This window comes from Paenibacillus sp. FSL R5-0490 (genome assembly GCF_001956215.1).
Taxonomy (GTDB): domain Bacteria; phylum Bacillota; class Bacilli; order Bacillales; family Cytobacillaceae; genus Cytobacillus.
In genome coordinates this window covers 57,198-76,683 of record NZ_MRTQ01000016.1, presented here as the reverse complement: position 1 = coordinate 76,683, position 19,486 = coordinate 57,198, and the positions used below count along the sequence as shown (strand labels likewise).

General features: G+C 39.8%; 24 protein-coding genes, 1 pseudogene and 1 other annotated feature. Of the genes and pseudogenes, 20 read left to right on the top strand and 5 right to left on the bottom strand.

The window, feature by feature from the left end:
- The first annotated feature begins 34 nt into the window (after window positions 1–34).
- From BK139_RS14435 to BK139_RS24025, 4 genes are all read left to right on the top strand, one after another.
- The gene (locus BK139_RS14435) at window positions 35–742 is read left to right on the top strand and encodes a DNA alkylation repair protein (protein WP_076259993.1); all 708 of its coding nucleotides are present in this window, start codon (window positions 35–37) and stop codon (window positions 740–742) included.
- A gap of 137 nt (window positions 743–879) precedes the next feature.
- Entirely contained in the window at window positions 880–1,089 is a 210-nt protein-coding gene (locus BK139_RS14430) for a hypothetical protein (RefSeq protein WP_035325521.1), read from the top strand.
- 76 nt (window positions 1,090–1,165) lie between these two features.
- Window positions 1,166–1,726: a sugar O-acetyltransferase gene (locus BK139_RS14425; protein ID WP_076259990.1), complete on the top strand. Its 561-nt coding sequence runs from the start codon at window positions 1,166–1,168 to the stop codon at window positions 1,724–1,726.
- Between the two features lie 146 nt (window positions 1,727–1,872).
- Window positions 1,873–2,037, top strand: coding sequence for a hypothetical protein (locus BK139_RS24025; protein WP_175609126.1), 165 nt, complete (start codon window positions 1,873–1,875; stop codon window positions 2,035–2,037).
- Window positions 2,038–2,190: 153 nt separating this feature from the next.
- Here BK139_RS24025 and BK139_RS14415 read toward each other — a convergent pair whose 3' ends face one another.
- Complete coding sequence (locus BK139_RS14415; RefSeq protein WP_076259987.1) at window positions 2,191–2,550, bottom strand: cyclic-phosphate processing receiver domain-containing protein; 360 nt, start codon at window positions 2,548–2,550, stop codon at window positions 2,191–2,193.
- 541 nt (window positions 2,551–3,091) lie between these two features.
- On the opposite strand from BK139_RS14415, the gene BK139_RS14405 reads away from it, so the two are divergent.
- Window positions 3,092–3,490: a cytidine deaminase gene (locus tag BK139_RS14405; RefSeq protein WP_076259982.1), complete on the top strand. Its 399-nt coding sequence runs from the start codon at window positions 3,092–3,094 to the stop codon at window positions 3,488–3,490.
- Between the two features lie 55 nt (window positions 3,491–3,545).
- Here BK139_RS14405 and BK139_RS14400 read toward each other — a convergent pair whose 3' ends face one another.
- Window positions 3,546–5,093, bottom strand: a complete 1,548-nt coding sequence (locus BK139_RS14400; RefSeq protein WP_076259979.1) for a sensor domain-containing diguanylate cyclase — start codon at window positions 5,091–5,093, stop codon at window positions 3,546–3,548.
- Between the two features lie 227 nt (window positions 5,094–5,320).
- Here BK139_RS14400 and BK139_RS24420 point away from each other — a divergent pair, with 227 nt between their 5' ends.
- Together BK139_RS24420 and BK139_RS14395 are read left to right on the top strand one after the other, a co-directional pair.
- A complete protein-coding gene (locus tag BK139_RS24420; protein ID WP_139325635.1) occupies window positions 5,321–5,443 on the top strand; it encodes a CrcB family protein in 123 nt (40 codons plus the stop codon).
- A gap of 91 nt (window positions 5,444–5,534) precedes the next feature.
- The gene (locus BK139_RS14395) at window positions 5,535–5,735 is read left to right on the top strand and encodes a hypothetical protein (RefSeq protein WP_076259977.1); all 201 of its coding nucleotides are present in this window, start codon (window positions 5,535–5,537) and stop codon (window positions 5,733–5,735) included.
- 22 nt (window positions 5,736–5,757) lie between these two features.
- On the opposite strand, the gene BK139_RS14390 is transcribed toward BK139_RS14395, so the two are convergent.
- Window positions 5,758–6,174, bottom strand: a complete 417-nt coding sequence (locus BK139_RS14390) for a DUF1284 domain-containing protein (protein WP_076259974.1) — start codon at window positions 6,172–6,174, stop codon at window positions 5,758–5,760.
- Window positions 6,175–6,418: 244 nt separating this feature from the next.
- Between BK139_RS14390 and BK139_RS14385 the strand changes: the two genes are divergently transcribed.
- The 4 genes from BK139_RS14385 to BK139_RS14370 all read left to right on the top strand — a co-directional run bounded on the left by BK139_RS14385 (window position 6,419) and on the right by BK139_RS14370 (window position 12,984).
- Window positions 6,419–7,021 (top strand): TetR/AcrR family transcriptional regulator, encoded by a 603-nt coding sequence (locus BK139_RS14385; protein ID WP_076259971.1) that lies wholly within the window; start codon window positions 6,419–6,421, stop codon window positions 7,019–7,021.
- Window positions 7,022–7,308: 287 nt separating this feature from the next.
- On the top strand, window positions 7,309–10,383 hold the full coding sequence (locus BK139_RS14380; RefSeq protein WP_076259969.1) for an efflux RND transporter permease subunit: 3,075 nt from the start codon (window positions 7,309–7,311) through the stop codon (window positions 10,381–10,383).
- 80 nt (window positions 10,384–10,463) lie between these two features.
- Window positions 10,464–10,679, top strand: a binding site (T-box leader).
- 54 nt (window positions 10,680–10,733) lie between these two features.
- Window positions 10,734–12,170, top strand: coding sequence for a proline--tRNA ligase (proS, locus tag BK139_RS14375; protein WP_076259966.1), 1,437 nt, complete (start codon window positions 10,734–10,736; stop codon window positions 12,168–12,170).
- Between the two features lie 256 nt (window positions 12,171–12,426).
- Window positions 12,427–12,984 carry an isochorismatase family protein gene (locus BK139_RS14370; RefSeq protein ID WP_076260122.1) on the top strand — a complete coding sequence of 186 codons (558 nt, stop codon included), beginning with the start codon at window positions 12,427–12,429 and terminating at the stop codon, window positions 12,982–12,984.
- Window positions 12,985–13,116: 132 nt separating this feature from the next.
- Here the strand turns inward: BK139_RS14370 and BK139_RS14365 are convergent, their stop codons facing one another.
- Window positions 13,117–13,671 carry a restriction endonuclease gene (locus BK139_RS14365; protein WP_286148875.1) on the bottom strand — a complete coding sequence of 185 codons (555 nt, stop codon included), beginning with the start codon at window positions 13,669–13,671 and terminating at the stop codon, window positions 13,117–13,119.
- 153 nt (window positions 13,672–13,824) lie between these two features.
- On the opposite strand from BK139_RS14365, the gene BK139_RS14360 reads away from it, so the two are divergent.
- The 8 genes and pseudogenes from BK139_RS14360 (at window position 13,825) to BK139_RS14330 (ending at window position 17,968) form a co-directional block, all read left to right on the top strand.
- Complete coding sequence (locus BK139_RS14360; protein WP_076259961.1) at window positions 13,825–14,388, top strand: DUF6434 domain-containing protein; 564 nt, start codon at window positions 13,825–13,827, stop codon at window positions 14,386–14,388.
- 58 nt (window positions 14,389–14,446) lie between these two features.
- Window positions 14,447–14,977 (top strand): GrpB family protein, encoded by a 531-nt coding sequence (locus BK139_RS14355; protein WP_076259959.1) that lies wholly within the window; start codon window positions 14,447–14,449, stop codon window positions 14,975–14,977.
- Window positions 14,978–15,008: 31 nt separating this feature from the next.
- Window positions 15,009–15,326: pseudogene (locus tag BK139_RS14350) on the top strand (NUDIX hydrolase); the annotation flags it as partial.
- Between the two features lie 112 nt (window positions 15,327–15,438).
- Complete coding sequence (locus tag BK139_RS14345; RefSeq protein ID WP_286148872.1) at window positions 15,439–15,735, top strand: DUF5316 family protein; 297 nt, start codon at window positions 15,439–15,441, stop codon at window positions 15,733–15,735.
- A gap of 44 nt (window positions 15,736–15,779) precedes the next feature.
- Window positions 15,780–15,953 carry a hypothetical protein gene (locus tag BK139_RS24020; protein ID WP_175609125.1) on the top strand — a complete coding sequence of 58 codons (174 nt, stop codon included), beginning with the start codon at window positions 15,780–15,782 and terminating at the stop codon, window positions 15,951–15,953.
- Between the two features lie 77 nt (window positions 15,954–16,030).
- Window positions 16,031–16,264, top strand: coding sequence for a hypothetical protein (locus tag BK139_RS14340; protein ID WP_076259954.1), 234 nt, complete (start codon window positions 16,031–16,033; stop codon window positions 16,262–16,264).
- 140 nt (window positions 16,265–16,404) lie between these two features.
- Window positions 16,405–16,959 carry a sigma-70 family RNA polymerase sigma factor gene (locus tag BK139_RS14335; protein WP_076259951.1) on the top strand — a complete coding sequence of 185 codons (555 nt, stop codon included), beginning with the start codon at window positions 16,405–16,407 and terminating at the stop codon, window positions 16,957–16,959.
- Window positions 16,943–17,968 (top strand): hypothetical protein, encoded by a 1,026-nt coding sequence (locus BK139_RS14330; RefSeq protein WP_076259948.1) that lies wholly within the window; start codon window positions 16,943–16,945, stop codon window positions 17,966–17,968. Before BK139_RS14335 ends, BK139_RS14330 begins: the two co-directional genes overlap by 17 nt.
- 64 nt (window positions 17,969–18,032) lie before the next feature.
- Here the strand turns inward: BK139_RS14330 and BK139_RS14325 are convergent, their stop codons facing one another.
- Window positions 18,033–18,566, bottom strand: coding sequence for a GNAT family N-acetyltransferase (locus BK139_RS14325; RefSeq protein ID WP_076259946.1), 534 nt, complete (start codon window positions 18,564–18,566; stop codon window positions 18,033–18,035).
- A gap of 258 nt (window positions 18,567–18,824) precedes the next feature.
- Here BK139_RS14325 and BK139_RS14315 point away from each other — a divergent pair, with 258 nt between their 5' ends.
- Window positions 18,825–19,424, top strand: coding sequence for a hypothetical protein (locus BK139_RS14315; protein ID WP_076259941.1), 600 nt, complete (start codon window positions 18,825–18,827; stop codon window positions 19,422–19,424).
- The last annotated feature ends 62 nt before the right edge of the window (window positions 19,425–19,486 follow it).

Genomic DNA, 19,486 nt, shown 5'->3' with positions numbered 1-19,486 from the left:
TTAACTTTATTAAAATAGAAGGAAGTGCTTAAAAATGGATTTACAGACGGTTATGCAGGAACTGGAGGCTCTTGGCAAGGAACGGACCAAGAAAATATACATATCAAACGGCGCACACGAGCCGCTTTTTGGCGTTGCAACAGGTGCGATGAAACCGATAGCTAAGAAAATAAAAAGAAATCAGCCTTTGGCGGAGGAGCTATACGCCACAGGGAACTATGATGCCATGTACTTTGCAGGCGTCATTGCAGATCCTGAGGTGATGACCGAGGCGGGTTTTGATCGCTGGATGGATGCTGCTTATTTTTACATGCTGTCCGATTATGTGGTGGCCGTTACATTAGCTGAAGCAGAAATTGCACAGGATGTTGCCGACAAATGGATCGAAAGCGGGGAAGAACTGCGAATGTCAGGCGGATGGAGCTGCTATTGCTGGCTTTTGGGAAATCGTCCGGACGCTGAATTTTCCGAAGAGAAGCTGGCCAAAATGCTTGATAGAGTGAAAGACACCATCCACGATTCTCCGGAGCGTACGAAATCCGCTATGAATAACTTTGTCTATACCGTTGGTGTCTCCTATTTGCCGCTCCATGAAAAAGCGCTTTCGACTGCAAAAGCCATTGGTCCGGTCGAAATGAATCGGGAAAAGAAAAAAAGCACCTTCCTGCACGCCACAGAAAATATCCAAAAGGAAGTGGATAGGGGAAGGATTGGATTTAAACGGAAATATGTAAGATGTTAAACCTTAGGGGCCGGATGGGACAATGAACCTGTCCCATTGTGTTATAATGGGGAACTTAGGAATTATGAGTTGTGCTCATAGTGGAACGGATGCCCAGAAAGCCTCCGCCCAGCGATTAAATATGGAGGGATAAGGTAATGAATAAACGGTGGACCATCAGTAAAATCAACGAATTTGTTGAAAAGAACTCGGATAGTAAGCTGCTATCAACGGAATATCATGGGTTTTCTCAAAAACTGCTTTTTCAATGTGCATGCGGCAGCCAGTTTGAAAAAACATTTACGAAATTCAAAAATAATCACCAGCGCAAATGTGACGTTTGCCAGCCGCCTAAAGCGTCACGCTAAAGGGACACGGGGACAGGTACACTGTCCTTTTTTCAGTTCTGCATTTGGAAAATATACTTGAAAGCAGGTCTTAAAAATGAAAACAGAAAAAGAAAAAATGCTGGCCGGAGAAATGTATGATCCTGCCGATCCGGTTTTATTAAAGGAACGAGAAGAAGCAAGACGAAAGGTCAGAATGTACAATCAGACTCTGGAGACAGAAGGAGAAAAGCGGACAAATTTATTAAAGGAGCTACTTGGGTCAACCGGAGAAAACGTATATATGGAGCCTAATATCCGGTTTGATTATGGCTATAATACGCATGTAGGAGAAAACTTTTTTGCGAACTTCGACTGCACAATCTTAGATGTCTGTGAAGTTCGTTTTGGAGATAACTGCATGCTTGCACCCGGTGTACATATCTATACGGCAACGCATCCGCTCCATCCTGCTGAACGCAATTCGGGCAGGGAATATGCAAAGCCGATTACGATTGGAAACAATGTATGGATTGGGGGAAGTGCAGTCATTAATCCAGGTGTAACAATAGGGGACAATGCGGTAATCGCATCAGGTGCAGTCGTTACCAAAGATGTGCCTGATAATGTAGTAGTTGGCGGAAATCCGGCGAAAATCATTAAACAGATTGAGTTCTAGACCTTTATAAGATTCCTTGTGTAAATTCACCTAATAAGAAAAGAGTTGGAATATAGTGCTGCAGTTCATATCCCAGGAATACCCACCACATGAATAACATGATTCCTCTAAGTGAAAACTTTTATAAAAAGGCCGGAGGGAAACTCATGAGAGAAAATAAAGAAGGAATGAACAAGGTCTTTAAAAGCACCATAAATGATCAAGGTATGAAGGATGTCAGCAGTACAGAATATGGACTTGAATCAGTTGCAGAAGGCTGCGATTTTGCTGAGGGAGAAAAGGAAAAGCCTCCTGAGTGTGGCGGAATGTGATGACAAATGTTCTAAAGATTTGATGCGGGAGCGGATTTATTTTAACTATTAAAGACATAAAAAAAGGAAGCAGTCAATTAACTCTGCTCCCTGTACACTATTGATTTGTATAATTCCTGTGACTAAGGAGAAAAGGTGGTTGTCATTGGTTCTCTAGAAGCTGTGCAGATAGTTTGGCGGAATGTAGTTGAGGGGCAGTGGACGTAAAATTACTTTAATGTCAGTGGGCATTTCAAAATCCTGCTGTGCTTGTTTTAAATAATGATACATGGCTTTCCCGCCGACTGAATTGGCAGAGTGAACAGTTATTCGATCCGCAAATAACTGTTTTTGAACCATTATATGAACAAGCATAAGACCATTTCTCGATTTGCTTACTAAGTCATGGTCTAAAGACAAGTGGTCAATTTCATAGGTCTGAAGCAAAAGGATACATTCATCAATGGTCTCAACTAATACATGACCATCCGGCGCTCTCCGATAATCATCCAGAAATACGCTTATTTTCTCCATTTTTTTAATCCCCTTTCGAAGGGGTGACTAAGAAAAGTCAAGTTGACCCTAAAGTTTGATACTCATTTCATTGTAACATAGATATGTAAGCAAAGATACCGAAGAGGGATGGGACTAAAGTAATTAATATGGGATCTGTTTCCTTTTTTAGAGTTTGCATTCTGGAACGAGCTTTGGAGGCGGATCTTTGTCGGGGGAGCCGGGATTTGATGCTTGGGACATAGAATGAGGAAATCTGGGCTGCAGAGTCAGAACCTGGAGCAACTACGGACAGAGAAAGCGGAAATTGGCGGTTCAGAGTCAGAACCTGGATCAACTTCGGACAGAGAAAGCAGAAATTGGCGGTTTAGAGTCAGAACCTGGAGCAACTTCGGACGGGGAAAGTGGAAATTGGCGGTTCAGAGTCAGAACTTGGAGTAACTTCGGACAGTCAGTATATTGACAAACATTTCAAAAAATTATATGATAAAAATCCTGCCAATTTCACATTGGCCTAAGGGGACTGTGAAAAGTTCATTCTTCTTTGAAAAGGATGGGTATGATGAATAAAGAGCAATTGATGGAAAGTGCACGCAGTATGAAGGAGAGAGCTTATGCTCCCTATTCCAAATTTCCGGTTGGAGCTGCATTATTGCTGAAAGACGGCACGGTCATTAATGGTGTGAACGTGGAAAATGTTTCGTTAGGTGCAACGAATTGTGCCGAGAGAACAGCTATTTTCACTGCAATTGCTAATGGTTACAAAAAAGGTGATTTTCAAGCTATAGCTGTAGCTGGTGATACGGCAGATTTTCTTCCGCCGTGCAGCATCTGCAGGCAGGTGTTAGCTGAGTTCTGCATGCCTGATATGCCAGTTTACTTAACTAATGAGAAAAAAGATATACTGGAACTGACATTAAAAGATTTATTGCCGTACGCGTTTACGGATTTAGAGATGTAGCATAAAAAGAGGGCAAGTTTTGAGAGATATTCACTCAAAGCTTGCCCTCTTTATTTTACACGGCGGTAACCACTCTATTTCTTCCCTCTTGTTTAGCCTTGTATAATGCCTGGTCCGTTTTGTTCATTAACTCTGAAAAGCTATCCGCTGCAGCGGGAAAGCTGCTAATTCCCATGGAAACAGTGATTGGTTTTCCGGAGGGGCTTAAGGTGTATTCAGTGATTTTCCTTATCCGTTCTCCAACAGATTTCGTGATGTGAATATCGGTTTCTGGAAGGATGATTAGAAATTCTTCGCCGCCTATGCGGAAGCAAAGATCACTTGCTCTCGTTTCCCTCTTAACTAATTCAGAAAGAAATTTTAATACATCATCTCCCACTTGATGGCCAAACTGGTCGTTTACTGCTTTAAAATGGTCAATATCAAATAAAATGATGGAGTACCTATCGAGCTCCCTTATCTTTTTCTCTAAAAAACGCCGGTTATAGAAACCGGTAAGCGGATCCAGGTTCGACTCACTTTCTGCATTCGTCAGTTTGGTCTGATAAAAATCCACAGCTATTAAAATTGCACGTTTTAATTCCCTTAACTCAAAATACCAGCCGGGAATTTGCGGTGCAGGACGAGATGGTTCGGTCGTCATCTGCTTTGCGTATAAAGCTAGATTTCTGATCGGATTTACAATTTTTTTCAGCATGATCAGGGATAAGGCGAAAACAAACAGCATAAAGAGAATGGCAATCAAGCTTACTTGCCTGGCCATTTCAAAGGTTGGCTCCATTACTGACTCTTTAGGAGTCTGGGATACAATGCCCCATTTGCTTGTTGAGGTAGCTGAGGCATATCCGGCAAGCATGGCTATGCCTTTCGTATTCGTGACTTCCAGATTTCCGTTTCTTCCTTCTAAAACTTGCTGTATCACTTTGTTTTCTTTCACATTATCGTTAATTCTTTTTTTATCCGGATGATAAATAATATTACCTTCAGAATCAACCACATATACATAAGAGTTATTTTCATGCTTTGGATGCTGCCCCAGAATCTGGATGAGGCTGTTATCTTCATGTAAATAGATGGTTCCGGCAAGAAATCCCTCATACGATCCGCTTTTATCAAAAACGGGGACAGAAATAAGCATAATTAATTTTCCGGTTACACCTACATAGGGCTTTGATATTATAGGAACTTTCTTTTCGAGAGATTTTTTTGCACCGACACTAGTTAATTTTGTTCCATTTAAAGCCATATCAGGAGCAGATGCCACGACGCGGCCAGTCTTGTCAGCAAAAAATGTAGAATTGAAATAGGTAGTGGACTGCAGTATGAAATCTAACTCTTTGTGGATTTTTCGGGAATCGTTCGTCAAAAGATCTTCATTTCGTGCTTCCATCGTCAGATTTTTAATCATATTGACAAAAAGAGAATCTGTAACAGCTGCGAGTTTTTGAGCATAATATTGGTTTTCTATTAAATAATTTTTCTCCAGGTTGTTCTTGCTGACCACTACACTAGAAATGACACTCCCTGCATAGGTGCCAAGCATAGCAAAAGCCAGTAAGCCTAAAATTAGCCACTGGATGCGTAATCTGATAGGTTTTTTCATATCTTTTCACCGATAATAAAGTGCTATTATTAGTTCAAATAGCCTACTAAAATATACCATGAGATTTGTATGACTCACAACAAGAAATAAGCAATTTACGGATACTAGAAGGAATTTCCAATTATTAAAAGAATTGAAAATAAATGAATGGAAGTTGAAAATTAATATAAATATTAGTGTTAGGGGATACTGTCTGATTCTTAATCAGCTGTGAGGAGGTGCCGTTCATGATCGAAAAGGATAATAAAGTGAATAAAAAAGCGATTTGGGCAATCGGGGGTTTGCTTTTTGGCGCAGGTGTTGGTGCCATATTAGGGATCATAGCTTACAATCAGCAATGGCTGGGGTGACTGGGGAGTAAAGTGGTTCCCGTTTCTGGATAGTGCGGGAACCTTTTTTATTGATTTCTAATACTATTATATGTGTGAAATGGGGGATACCATGTCAAAGTATATTAGTATTTTCTTCTTAGGCGCGTTGGTAAGTGTCGTATTCTTTTTTATCTTTGGTTCAGTATATATGGACGGAGGCGACCCTGCAGAAGAAGCGGTATACACATTCGGAACAATCATTGTCTTATTTCTGTCTTTTGTTATTTCACAGATATATTATTTAATTGATTTGCTTAAAAAGGACCAGTAATTCACTGGACACATCGGATACTCTACTTTATTTCCTTCAAGCCCTGCCCTTCAAGAATATCTCGAATACCTTCTTCACAAACTCCATAAGACCGCCAGGAACAGGTTTCACAAACAGTTTGTATATCTGAGGGAACGGTATATTTTTGGATGTTGGACTCGATGTCCTGCCAATACAGGATTTGCCCGATTTTAAGCCCTAATTTCTCAAGAATAACGGCATCTCTTTCATAAATATCATCGTGTTCACAATGGTATTCACCTGAATTGGGATACTTTTCACAAAGGTGATCCGGCCCTTTAACAAGCTGTATCCATGTCCTGGGATTGTCTCTCAAGGTTTGATGCATACGGGTCATATTTTCCACATATTCCTGAGAGTAGCCCATTCCCCGATAGCCCAGAAGGCAAAAGAGATGATGGCCACGCAGCTTATACATAAAATCCCCCCATTGTTCGATTAGATAAATGGTTAACTAAAATGATAAATAGGTTAACATAATTATTTATATTATCATATATTTTTGCCTTATGAACAATGATTGAAAAGTGGAGAAATGGGAATATGTAATAGAATCGAATGTTAACTTTATAAATGAGCACATTGATTGTTGACGCAATTCATTTTGGTTTTTATAATCTTATCAAGTGATAGGGTTCGCTTACTTGAAAGGGATTTTGTTTATGTTACTAAATGCAAGCGATACGCATAAAAAAATTGTGAAAGCAGCACATAAGCTTTTTATGGATTTAGGGTATCGGGCGGTTTCCACAAGGAGAATTGCTGAAGCTTGCGGCATTACGCAGCCTACCCTTTATCATCATTTTTCCAATAAAAAGGCCATTTATATGGAAGTGCTTAGGACTGAACTGGTTGATATGCAGAACGCTTTAAGCAGAATTATTAAGCGCTTTGAGGGTGATATTGAAGAATGTTTATTTCAGGTCACTTATTATATTTTAATCAATAAGCCTCCTTCAATGGGCCAGATGTTTCATGATATTCAAAAAGAATTAGATCAGGAGCATCAGGGAATCGTCCGGAAATGGTGGATGGAATCTTATCAGGATCCGATTGCCTCGATCTTTGAAAAAGGGATTAAAGATCATAAGCTGCGCGATCCAGCGGAAATAGGGTCCGACCCGGTTTCATCGGCGTACCTGCTGTTAAGTCTGATTTCATCAAGGAATACTGATTACAAATTGAAAGAAAGCCTGGCGAAAGAACAAGCCAGATTTTATGTCAAAGTAATTCTTTATGGTTTATCGCAGTCTAACTGCCCGTAAAGGCCCGAAATACGAACAAAGACTAAAAACGCCACGTCCTCCCAAAAGCTGCCGCTTTCGGTCGTGCGATGCTCATGCTGACGAAGCCTTCCTTGTCCTGTGGGCCTCAACTAACAATCAGCGGGGATAAAGCCCCCACTGATTGAATCGGCATTAACGGAATAACGATTATTAGCTTTAACAAACTGGCTTGTTAAAGTTTTTTTTTGGAAACAGTCTATCAATTGATAGGTTTGTATGGTTTTTGTATAATTTATTTATAAATTAAATATAAAGGAGATTAAAAGATGAGTTTTTTAACTAAGTTCAGTTTAAAGAATGCCGTTGCGGTCTTTATCATTTCATTTTTATTAATCACTGGCGGTATTTACTCTTTTTCAAAATTAAAAGTGGATCAATTTCCTGATATTGAATTCCCGCAGATATCCATTGAAGCGGTATACCCTGGTGCATCTCCATCTGATGTGGATAAACAGGTAGTTTCAAAGCTTGAAGATCAGCTGGATTCCATTGAGGGTGTAAAAAAGATGACCAGTTCTGCTTATGACAGCATTGGGATCATTAACCTGGAATTTCCGTTTGATACAGATCTCGATAAGGTTGAACAGAAGGTGAATTCGGTTATTGATGAAGCCGGATTGCCTGAAGAGGCTGAAGTGAAATTAAACCGGCTCTCTTTTGGATCTTTTCCCATTTATAATATTTCTTTTTTCAGCAAGGACGGGGAAAGCATAGAAGCTGTCATGAAGGATGGCGTCATTCCTGAATTAAATAAAATAGAAGGAATTAACAGCGTATCTGTTGCAGGGTTAACTGATAATCTTGTTCAAATTACGGTCGATAAAGAGAAAGCAGCAGAAGCAGGATTATCACTCAGCAGCATTAAAGAGCAGATCAATGAAAAATATCTTTCTTTCCCGGCAGGTGAGCTGACGGAAAAGGAAGAGCAAATACCGATCCGTGTAGAAGAAAATCTTGATTCTATTGCAAATCTGGAAAATCTTCAGCTTCAGCCTGCTTTTGGCGGTGCTCCAGCTGAAGGGGCCGGTGCCGGCGGAGAGCAGGGAGCCCGGCAATCTGCTGATATTTTGCTGAAAGATATTGCAGACATTGAGCCAATAACAGATAAAAGTGAATTAGCCCGTTATAATCTGAAAGAATCTTTATCCATGGCGATCACGAAAAAGCAGGAAGCCAACACTGTTGAAGTGGCAGACAAGGTGACGAGTGTACTGGAAAAATACAATGATCAGCTCGACTACGAGATTGGCATCGACTCTGCCAAGGATATTGAAAAGTCTGTCAGCACATTAGTCAAAGAAGGGCTGTTAGGGGCACTATTTGCGTCCATTGCCGTTCTGGTTTTCCTTCGCAATGCCAGAGCGACCATTATCGCAGTCGTTTCCATTCCTTTGTCCATTCTGATTGCAGCGATTTTTCTAAACCAAATGGACATCTCATTAAACATCATGACACTGGGCGGAATGGCTGTAGCTGTAGGGCGTGTGGTGGATGACAGTATTGTCGTCATTGAAAATATCTTCAGGCGGGTCCGCAAATCCAATGAGGGAATGTCCGATAAAATTATTCTGGAATCCACCAAAGAAATATTAAAGGCGATCACCTCATCAACATTAACGACCGTTGTGGTTTTCCTTCCAATCGGCTTTGTTGGCGGGATAACAGGGAAATTCTTTTTGCCTTTTGCTTTAACGATTGTGTTCTCACTGTTAGCATCGCTGCTGGTTTCCATCACGATTGTGCCGATCCTGGCAAAATTTTCGTTCAAGAAAGTGCCGGCTGAAGAAAAAGAGGGAGCCCTTCAGAGGTTTTATGGCCGTTTAATTGAAAAATCGCTCAATCATAAGTTTATTATCTTATTTATTTCTTTCGTATTGCTTGTTGGCTCATTTGCGGTTGTGCCTTCATTAGGATTTACATTTATTCCTAATGAACAGTCGAAAACGCTGACAGCATCGATTGAATTGCCATCATCCGCTTCCCTGGAAAAAACAAATACCATCTCACTGAAGGTGGAAGAGATGCTGGATGAGCAGAAAGAAGCTGCGGATGTTACAGCCGCTATAGGAGCCCGGGATTTTGCCACAGGACTTCGGCTTGAAAACAAAGCAAGCTATTTTGTTAACTTAAAAGATAATGTAAATGTGGAGAAAACGATCAAATCAATTGAAAGTAAAATAGAAGATATCTCAGATGAGGAAAACGCTGATTTGAAGATTAGTGTTCAGGAGCTGGAAACAGGCGGGCCTCCTTCGAATAATAATGTGGATATTGACTTGTTTTCCAATGATTTAGAGGCATTGCAGAAGGCTTCCAAGCAAGTGGAAGAGTATATGAAGGGAAATAAAAACCTGAAATATATTACGAATAATTTCAGCGAAAAGCAAAAGCAATTTTTAGTGGAAATAGATTCTGAGAAAGCTAGTGAATATGGTTTGTCAGGATTCCAGATTCTTGGAACTGTCAGCGATCAGACGAAGCCTGTGAATGTCGGGACGCTGCTGCTGGATGATAAGGAGCAGGAGGTTCAGCTGTCCTTTGATAAAGAGCTCGGGTCAAAAGATGAACTGGAGGAGGTCACCCTATTCTCTCAAAGAGGGCCAGTCCCGCTTTCGGAGGTCGCTGAAGTTAAGGAAATGGATACCTTCACATCGATTCAGAAGCTGGACAGCAAGGTTTATGCCCGTGTTTCAGGCCAGGTAAAGGGAAATGATGTGCAGGCAGTATCATCAGAGATCAAGGCGGGAGTCGAAAAGCTTGATCTTCCGGATGGAGTGTCCTTAACGAGCGGTGGTGGCAATGATGAAACAGTGGAGATTTTCCAATCACTTGGGATTTCCATTCTTGTGGCAATCGGGCTTGTGTATTTAACCATGCTGATTACCTTTGGTAAAGCCCGTATTCCATTTATTATCCTTTCATCACTCATATTTGTTCCGATAGGTTCGCTTGTATCACTTTACCTTATTAATGAGCCTCTTTCTGTAAGTGTAATGATTGGCTTCCTGATGCTGATTGGAATTGTCACAACGAATGCGATTGTGCTTGTCGACCGGATCGGGCAGAACAGAACGAAAGGTTTGCCTATTAGAGAGTCGTTAGTTGAAGCTGGGAAAACAAGGCTACGACCAATTTTAATGACAGCATTTGCGACCATTGCCGCATTGATCCCGCTGGCATTGACCACCTCATCAGGAACCCTTATTTCAAAGGGTCTTGCGGTAACGGTTATTGGCGGTTTAACATCATCCACACTGCTGACATTAATTATTGTTCCTGTTGTGTATGAATTATTTTTCCTGAAGACGTCTAAGATAGAGAGAAGAGCTGAGGGGAAATAGGATGGAGGGGAACACTCCATCAGGAATTTATTTCTGCCTGTATTGAATTACTCATCACAAGTTGGTATATTAACATATATATGTAATCAATGATGTGATCAAGTAAATAAGGATTGTGAAACAGAAAATATAGCCTGGGCTGAGAGCTATATCACCCCTCCTTATTGAAACCTGCCACGGAGATGTTAGGAAAAAGCTAACCGGGTCGTTTCGTTATTAACGATTAGAGGGCTTTAGATTTTGTAAAAGCCGAACTAAGGTGGTACCGCGTCTATTAGCATAAAGACGTCCTTTTGAAGGACTCTTTATGCTTTTTTTATTCTTAAAAATATTTTCAGGAGGAAAACAAGATGTCTCAAAACACCAACAACTTTACAAAATGGTATCTGGATACGATACAAAAAGCAGATTTATTTGATTACACCCCTGTTCGCGGGTGTATCGCCTTTAAGCCTGATGGCTATGAAATTTGGGAGCATATTCAGGCTGAGATGGATAAGCGTTTTAAGGAAACCGGCCACCGCAATGCCTATTTCCCGATGCTGATTCCGGAGAACTTTTTTCAAAAGGAAAAGGATCATATTGAAGGATTTTCGCCGGAGCTTCCATGGATCACAGAAGCGGCAGGAGAGAAGCTTGAGGAGCGTCTGGCACTTCGCCCAACTTCTGAAACAATGATTGGACATTTGTATTCCGATTGGATTAAAAGCTACCGGGATCTGCCGGTCTTAATCAATCAATGGGCGAATGTATTCCGCTGGGAGAAGAAAACTCTTCCTTTCATCCGCACATCAGAATTTTTATGGCAGGAAGGCCATACAGCGCATGTGGACGAAGAAGATGCGCGCAAGGAAACAATGCAGATGCTGGAAATCTATAAAGAAGTGGTAGAAGGCTTGCTTGCGATTCCGGTTTATGATGGGCAAAAAACACCATCCGAGCGCTTTGCCGGTGCAGTTGATACATTCTCCATTGAAGCGATGATGAAGGATGGAAAAGCGGTACAGGCGGGAACTTCCCATTACTTGGGCACAAAGTTTGCGGAAGCTTTTGATATCAAATATTTGAACAAAGAAAATAAACATACTTTTGTCCATACAACATCATGGGGTACATCCACACGGTTAATCGGCTCTGTCATCATGGTTCATGGTGATGAACAAGGCCTTGTTCTCCCTCCAAGAGTAGCACCGACTCAAGTCGTGCTGATTCCAGTCGGACCATGGAAAAAGAACCCTGCGATTATGGAGAAATTAGATGAAGTGTTTGCTGCATTGAAGGCAGAAGGAATCCGCGTACGCCTTGATGATTCCGATCAATCACCAGGCTATAAATTTAATGAGTGGGAGCTAAAAGGCGTGCCTGTCCGCATAGAGCTTGGACCTCGTGATTTAGACCAAAATCAATGCTTAATGAAGGCGCGTGATCTTGGGGATAAAGTGGCCGTACCGCTTGATTCGATTATTGAAAGCATCAAAAAAGAGCTTGAAACGATGCAGACTCGTCTTTTAGAAAAAGCAAAAGAATTCCGCGCTGAGAATTCGCACACACATATCGATACTATCGAGCAATTAGAACAGCACATTGCCCAATCTGAACAAAATGATGCCATCCCAGGCTGGATCTTAGCCGGATGGTGCGGTGAAGATGCATGTGAAGAAAGTGTAAAAGAAAAAACGAAATTCACGACACGGAACATCCCGTTCAACCCGCCGTCCACCAAGGATACTTGCATCCATTGTGGAAAAGAAGCGAAGCATACGGTTTGGTTTGCCCGGGCTTATTAATCTGGGAATGTGGAATATTGATCTTAGGCCGCCTCACTCAGGCGGCCTTTTTCTTATGGTTTCAAAAGCATTATGGATTAACAATATTAAATTTTTTTCTTTAGATATTCTGTTATAATTAAATATATCTAAAAATTTAGATAAATAATTGACTCCATTTTAGGATACAGATATTATGACAAACAAATATACTGGCGAAAAAAACATAGAGGAATATATCCGAAAAATTTTAAAGGTGTTGAAAGGGGAAAACGATTTGAATCAAACCTTATTAATTATTGATGCCCAGCAGGAGTTAATCGATGGGAACCTGGAAGAAACGGCTATTTTTAATAAAGAGCGCCTTATTGGGAATATCAATTTAGTGATTGAAAAAGCAAAACAATCAGGTGTTCCAGTTGTCGTTGTAAGGGATTTAGATGTTGCGGAAGGAAAAGGGAAAGGATTTCAGGTTCATGAAGATATTAAAGTGCCTGCAGAATCAAAGTATTTTGATAAAACGGCAACCAATTCTTTTCATGGAACAGGACTGCTGGATCACCTTAAATCCCAAACGGTCAAGCATGTTGTGATAATGGGATGCAAAACCCAGCACTGTATAGACAGTGCAGTTAGAACCGCAACGATTAGCGGATTGGATGTCACATTAGTAGGTGATGGACATTCAACAACGGACAGCAATGCTTTATGTGCAGAGCAAATTATTAAGCATCATAATGAAACGCTTCACGGCCATTACAATGTGGAACACTTTTCAGTTGTCAGAAATGCAGAGGAAGATCTGTTCCATCCGATACATGATTCTTATAGGTAAAGTGAAATGATAATTAGCATTAACAATAGAGTCCCAATTTCATATTAGAAATTGGGACGTTTAGGTGAGAACTTCAAAAACCTATATCCCTAAAGTAGGAGCGTGAAGGAATCTTTCGAAAAATCAAGGTTCCTATCCCCGGACTTTCTCCCCTTTTTTCGCTTTTAGTATCCAGTCTATGAATTGTTCCCGATCGCATAAGAGGGTATTGTTTGCTTTAGCATATTCAATTGCTTGCGGGGTGAAACGCTCGTTTGTGATAACCCAACATTCACCAGCCTCATAAATATCCAATTGTTTTAAAGTTTTCTGAACAAGGCGAATTCCTATCTCTCTTTTATGGCTTTTGACTTTTACAATCGCTTGATTGCCTGTTGGATGGGTCAGTAAAAAACTTATATCCGGATTTTCATCATCCGGCTTTGTTATTGTATACCCTAATTTAGTTAAAAGGGGGATGGTGAAATCCTCTAATTGCTCATCCGAAAGTTTGCTGATTTTCCAGATTTCCGAATCCACTTCCCTTTTCTGAATTCGGCGGAACCAAAACAATCCGTAAAGAAGATAAAAAATTACTCCTCCCAAAAAAGCCATAATCGCATTTTCCCAATTGTTCGTTTTTATAAATACAATTATCGGCACCAGAATGATTATAATCCAAAGTAAATTATGATAACGATAGTTCAAGCTAATCCACATCCTCCATTTTAAATCTGCTAATCTTGTTATAACATATGGGATAAACAAAATTGGAAGAATAGGAGAAAAATTTCTGGGTAAAATTTACAATAACGAACATGTGTTTTATAATATCATTATCAGAATGGGGAGGTAGAATACTTGAGGCCGGAACTAAAAAGGGATTTGGATGTGCAAGCTTTCCACAGCTTTTATTGGTTGAAAAAAGAGCTGCAAAATTTTTGCAGAGAAAACGGAATGAGTGCTGCTGGATCTAAAATGGAAATTACGGATCGAATAGCTGCATTTCTTCAAACAGGAGAAATAAAAAAACCGGTAAAGAAAAAAAGTCTTCTGGCTAAAGAAGTAAAATTATTAGAATTAACTTTAGATACCGTTATTACAGAAAACCACCGTTGCAGTCAGAATGTAAGAGTTTTCTTCAAATCGGTTATTCCTAGATTTCATTTCTCGACTTATATTCAAAATTATTTTAAAGAAAATACCGGAAAAACATATCGTGATGTTGTTCATGCTTGGCACGAAGAGGAAGAAAGGAAAAAAGACCCTTCTTATACGAAACAAATAGGCTCTCAATTTGAATATAATCAGTTCATCAGAGATTATTTTGCAGACCCGAAAAACAAAGGCAATAATCGTGAAAACGCCATAAAAGCCTGGAATGAATTAAAAAAACAGCCTGGCAGCAATAGATACAGAGGCTAGTCTTTGTGAGGCAACCCTAATTGTGAATCCATGTAAGTTTCATAAGGGAGGTTCTTGAATGAAGATTCGACTTACTGCATTTAGCGATGATTGGGCCCTAATGTATCAAAATGAAGTTCAATTTTTAAAATCCATCTTTAAGGATGAAATCATTAAGTGTGAACATTTTGGGAGCACTTCAGTCCGGGGGATGAAGGCAAAGCCTGTAATCGATATGATGTGTATTGTGAGAAACATCGAGAAGATAGATGAATTTACTGAAAAGATGAAGAAGCTTGGATACGAATCTGCAGGGGAATGGGGCATTACAGAGAGAAGATTATTTCGTAAAGGCGGGGAAAATCGAACTCATCATATACATTTCTATCAATCTGATAACCCCCAAATAGAACGGCATCTTATCTTTAGAGACTATCTGCGGACCCATCCTGATGAAGCGGAAAGGTATACGAATTTTAAGGAAGAATTGGCACAAAGGTTTGATGACACGACTGATTATAGCCAGGCGAAAAAGGTGTTTGTGAAAGAGATGGAGCAAAAGGCGCTTGATTGGTTTGCAGGTGTAAGAGACTTCACTGCCGATAAATAGCGGTTTACTTACATTCCTTTTCCAGTAGGCATTGGCGGGAGGTTCTCTGGAGCCTGGAGAGACATTGGAAGAGGTGGCTAAGAGAGAGCTGTTTGAAGAAACTGGGTTAACAGCAAATGAACTGATGTTGTTTAATATCTATTCAGGAGAAGAATTTTACTATAAATATCCTCACGGTGATGAAGTGTATAATGTCATTACAGCCTATATCTGCAGCAACTATGATGGAGAACTTACAGTGGATACCGAAGAGGTAAAAGATTTACGTTTTTTTCATGTCCATGAGATTCCCTCGAATATAAGTCCTCCAGATTGTAAAGTGATTAAGGATTATATTAATTCAATTTAGAAAGGAGTTCCGAAGAGGAGCTCCCTTTTTTCTTCATTGGTCCTCATAAAAAATTAAAAATTGAAACAATTTAAGATTTCAGCCGTATAGTTAGTAATAAAGGAGGTTTGGTGTGTTGAAGCATCTAACTATCGGGATCGTTTTCTCAATAACTGGTGTATTATTATCACTTGGTTTTTGGGAATTAAGTAAGGCTTACTTAGTGACAGGAGCCATTGGATTATTTTTTATAGCCATCTCTGTTCTTATGTCAGGTTCTATAGCTGGTCCCCATCGGATGAGGGCAGGCTTGGAAGCACAAGATTCTCCTGACGAAAGACGAAAGCGGAAAAGAACAAGCATCGGCTCAGTTTTAATTGGCCTGCCAAATATTATGATTGCGCTGCTTCTGTATCTTTTCTTAAGCTAAAGTTTAACTATAAAGGCGGCCTTTCAAACCAGGGGAGTGAACCTATGTGGTGGTTAGTGATTTTTATTGCTGGAATTATACTATTTGCTATATTTATTGATTGGAGACGCAGGAAAAATAATAATAACCCTCTTACCCCAACAAATCCGAACACAAAGCCAGGGGAAAGTTCAAATTATTTAATGGGAGATAATAAGGACACAGGAGGATTTCAATAATTTCATAAACTAATTGTTCGTGGCTCCAGTTAACTGCAGTTGAAAAAGCAAGTCAAGAAAAGTTTAGGGGTGAATTTATGGAGAAAATCATAGTGAAAACAGGAATCTATTCATTTATTGTTTCCTTTTTCTTATTGGTCGCCTTTATGAAGCGAATCGAAAGTACAAAAGATGTTGATGGTATGACTTCAAGTATTATCACACCATTTCCTGAGTTCTTTTTTACTATTTTTCGATATTCTGTAATCACTTCCATTATTGCCGTTATCATTGCAATTCTTTATTTGTTTTCAATGAGGGAAAATGATTAACGGCTTCTTCTTTTTAAACAAATAGGTCTTTGAAGAGGCAAATAGGATGGGGTTCAAAGGAAGGTGCCTTTTCAAAATAAATGAAACTTATATCCGACTCATTCGTCTTAGCATTAAAGTGATAATGGGGTGGGGAGTGTGTGAGAAAGATCAGGGATGATGATTCATTAGAAGATCGTGAAGTTTGGCTTGAGATGATTATGGATGATTACGGTGAACGGCTCACAAAGCTTGCTTATAACTATGTGAAGGATTGGAAGCTGGCGGAAGATATTGTTCAGGATGTATTCATCACATGTTACCAAAATTATGACAAAATCGATGAAGTGACCTCGTTTAAATCATGGATTTATCGATTGGCTATTAATAGATCAAAGGATGTCCTGAAGAGTCATGCGTTTAGGAAAGTGGTTCTGAATTCGAGCCTGTTTTCTTTATTTTCATCAAAGGAATTGCCGCCGGAAAAGGAACTGCTGAAGCGCAGCGAGGAAGAATTTCTTTCCTTGTGTGTTTTGTCTTTGCCTGTGAAGTACCGGGAAGTTGTTACTCTCTATTATTATGAAGAATGTACGATTGAAGAGATCCAGGGACTAATAGGAGTAAACCAAAATACGATTAAAACAAGATTGAGCAGAGGCAGGATGAAGCTGAAAAAAATGATGGAGAGGCGGGGATATAATGGAGAGCAAGCTTAGGCAGCTGCGGCGGGCCATGGACTCGACAACTCACAAGGGCGAGCACTTTACGGAATTTCAAAAAATAAATATTAGAAAAGCGCTCCATTCCGATAGAAGAGAGATGCCAACAAAAAAGCCTCATAAATTCGTTATATTAGTCATATCCACTTTTGCCATCTGCCTCTTAGCTTTCTTAGTTTCAACTGAGACATGGGTCAGGCAGGATCAAAACCAGATACATGGCGGTACAGCTGGTGAATGGAACATCCGGCATGAATATAAGGTGAATCAAAAGATGAGATTCAGCATATTACCCGATCCTTATCTGAAAGCTGGAACGCCTTATGGCTATATCTTTAGTTTCCAGGAGCCTTTTAACACGTATAAAGGAAAAGAGCTTTCCATTTCTGCCTTTCATAAAGAAACTAGTGAAAGAATACAAGTCTTACCTCAGCAACAAATAATAGCACCTTCTCCCGGGTACCCAAGTTTGCAGCGGTTCACGACGACATTCACCCTTCCTTACGAAGGCCTGTGGAAGTTTGAAGTGTATCTGGATGGAAAATCCTATGGGGATGTAGTGGTCAGTGTGGCAGAAAAAGCTAAGGATGACCCTATTACATTGCCTCAGGATATACCTGATTTTGTTCAGGTGAGCGATTTTGACACTATTGATTGGAAGAGAAAAGCTGTGGAGTTCGGCGACAGGGGCATAATCGGAAATGAAAACAAGTCCGGGGTGATTGGCGCTGGCATGCCCAGTTTAAACGGCCAAAAGTGGATGTGGCATTTGTGGGGCGTTGAGAATGTTGATCTGACAATCGTTGGCTTTCATAAAGAATCGCAGACAGTTCATCCCATTTTAACAAATGGAATGGGATGGACCATTCGCGCTTATGGTCCAAACAACGGGGCGGATGCCCATACACCATCTTCTGTTAAGATTCCTAAAAAGGGAGAATGGGCTATTTTGCTTTATGTGGATGGGGAGTTATTTGATGAATTGATTTTTGATATAAGGGAATGAAGAAGCAAATAGAAAGCTATCTCTGGATAATGATAGAGATAGCTTTTGTTTAAACTCTGGCTTCTTATTCTGAAAAAGCTTTTGAATAATGAACAACCCCGGCAGCATTTTTAAGAGCATTCTCTGTTAACTCCAGAGCCATGAATATTTCGTCAGGCACTTCAAAAGGGGCATGAATATTCCAAAGACTGGCTGGCTTAAAGCCGAACTTTGGATAGTAATTTTTATGGCCTAAAACGATTACGGAATGATAACCGATTTCTTTGGCCTTGTTAAGTGCAGTACGTATCAATTGGCTCCCGATGCCTTTCCCCTGATAACCGGGACGAACAGAAAGTGGGGCAAGTGCAAGAGAATCTCCCGCTTTCTCACCATCCGATATTTTGATTTTAGATAAAAGAATATGGCCCACAATCTCTTTAGATTGAGTTAACGCCACTAAAGAAAGCTCCGGAATAAAAACATCAGAATTTCTGAGCCTTTTGACAAGAAAATGTTCATTTTTATCGCTGTAATCTTCATGTGAAAAAGCTTCTTTTACCATTTCTTCAGTCGAATCATAGTCTGCAGGGAGTTCTTGCCGAATTAAGATATCCATTTGTAGTCTCCTGTTCTTTAAGTGATGATAAAGTTTCAATATAAATGGCACTTTCTCATGGAGAAAGTGTTACTTCACCAGCTCTAAACATAAGTTCAACAAACAAAAACCTCCAATTTGGGATGATTTCATTTTATTTACATATGCTGCAGCGGTCAACTGTATCAGGAACTTGTGAATAGTCCGGGATAGTCTGAAAGGAGAAATTACGTTTTTATTGAATATGTTAGTAACGAGCTTATTAAAGAGGTGATATCTGTGCTTTTTCATTATCATTATTGGACTCCACACGTGGAAGAAACAGAAAGGTTTTACGTGAATGCAGGCTTTCAGATATATCAGCGTATCGGTAAATACCTGGGGGGATTCCAGAACTTTGATCCTCCCTTAGTATGGAATAACTTTCGGACGAAGAATATTATTTTTCGTATTATCGAAGCAAGAAAAGGGAGCGTAAATATCACATTTGGATATGGAAAGAAGAGTAAATTTGACCATATAGGTTTTTTGGTATCTGAAAAAGAACAAGAGCTTATCTGTCAGAATGCAGATAATATGAATTGGATTGTGGACAAGGGGGAAAGAAGAACGTTTATTACAACCCCTTATTCTTTTAGGATAGAACTCCAAACAAACAAAGAAATAGTAGATTCGGTGACTGATAACCTAAAAATAGAAGAATTAAGATTAGAAACAAGAAAAGAAGGGCTAGAAAATGACTTATCCATTTTGTTCGGTAAGCCTATGAGTTCAATTAAATCGGTGTTTGGTGAAACAGTTACAATTAATGAAGCAGTTATAAAGGACCTCTCTTCGAAGATATTAGTGGACCCTAATGGTGTAAGGATTGTGAATTGAATTTGTTTTTCTAAAAGAGGAGAGCTTATGAAATTATATTGGTTATTGGTGTTATGTTTCTT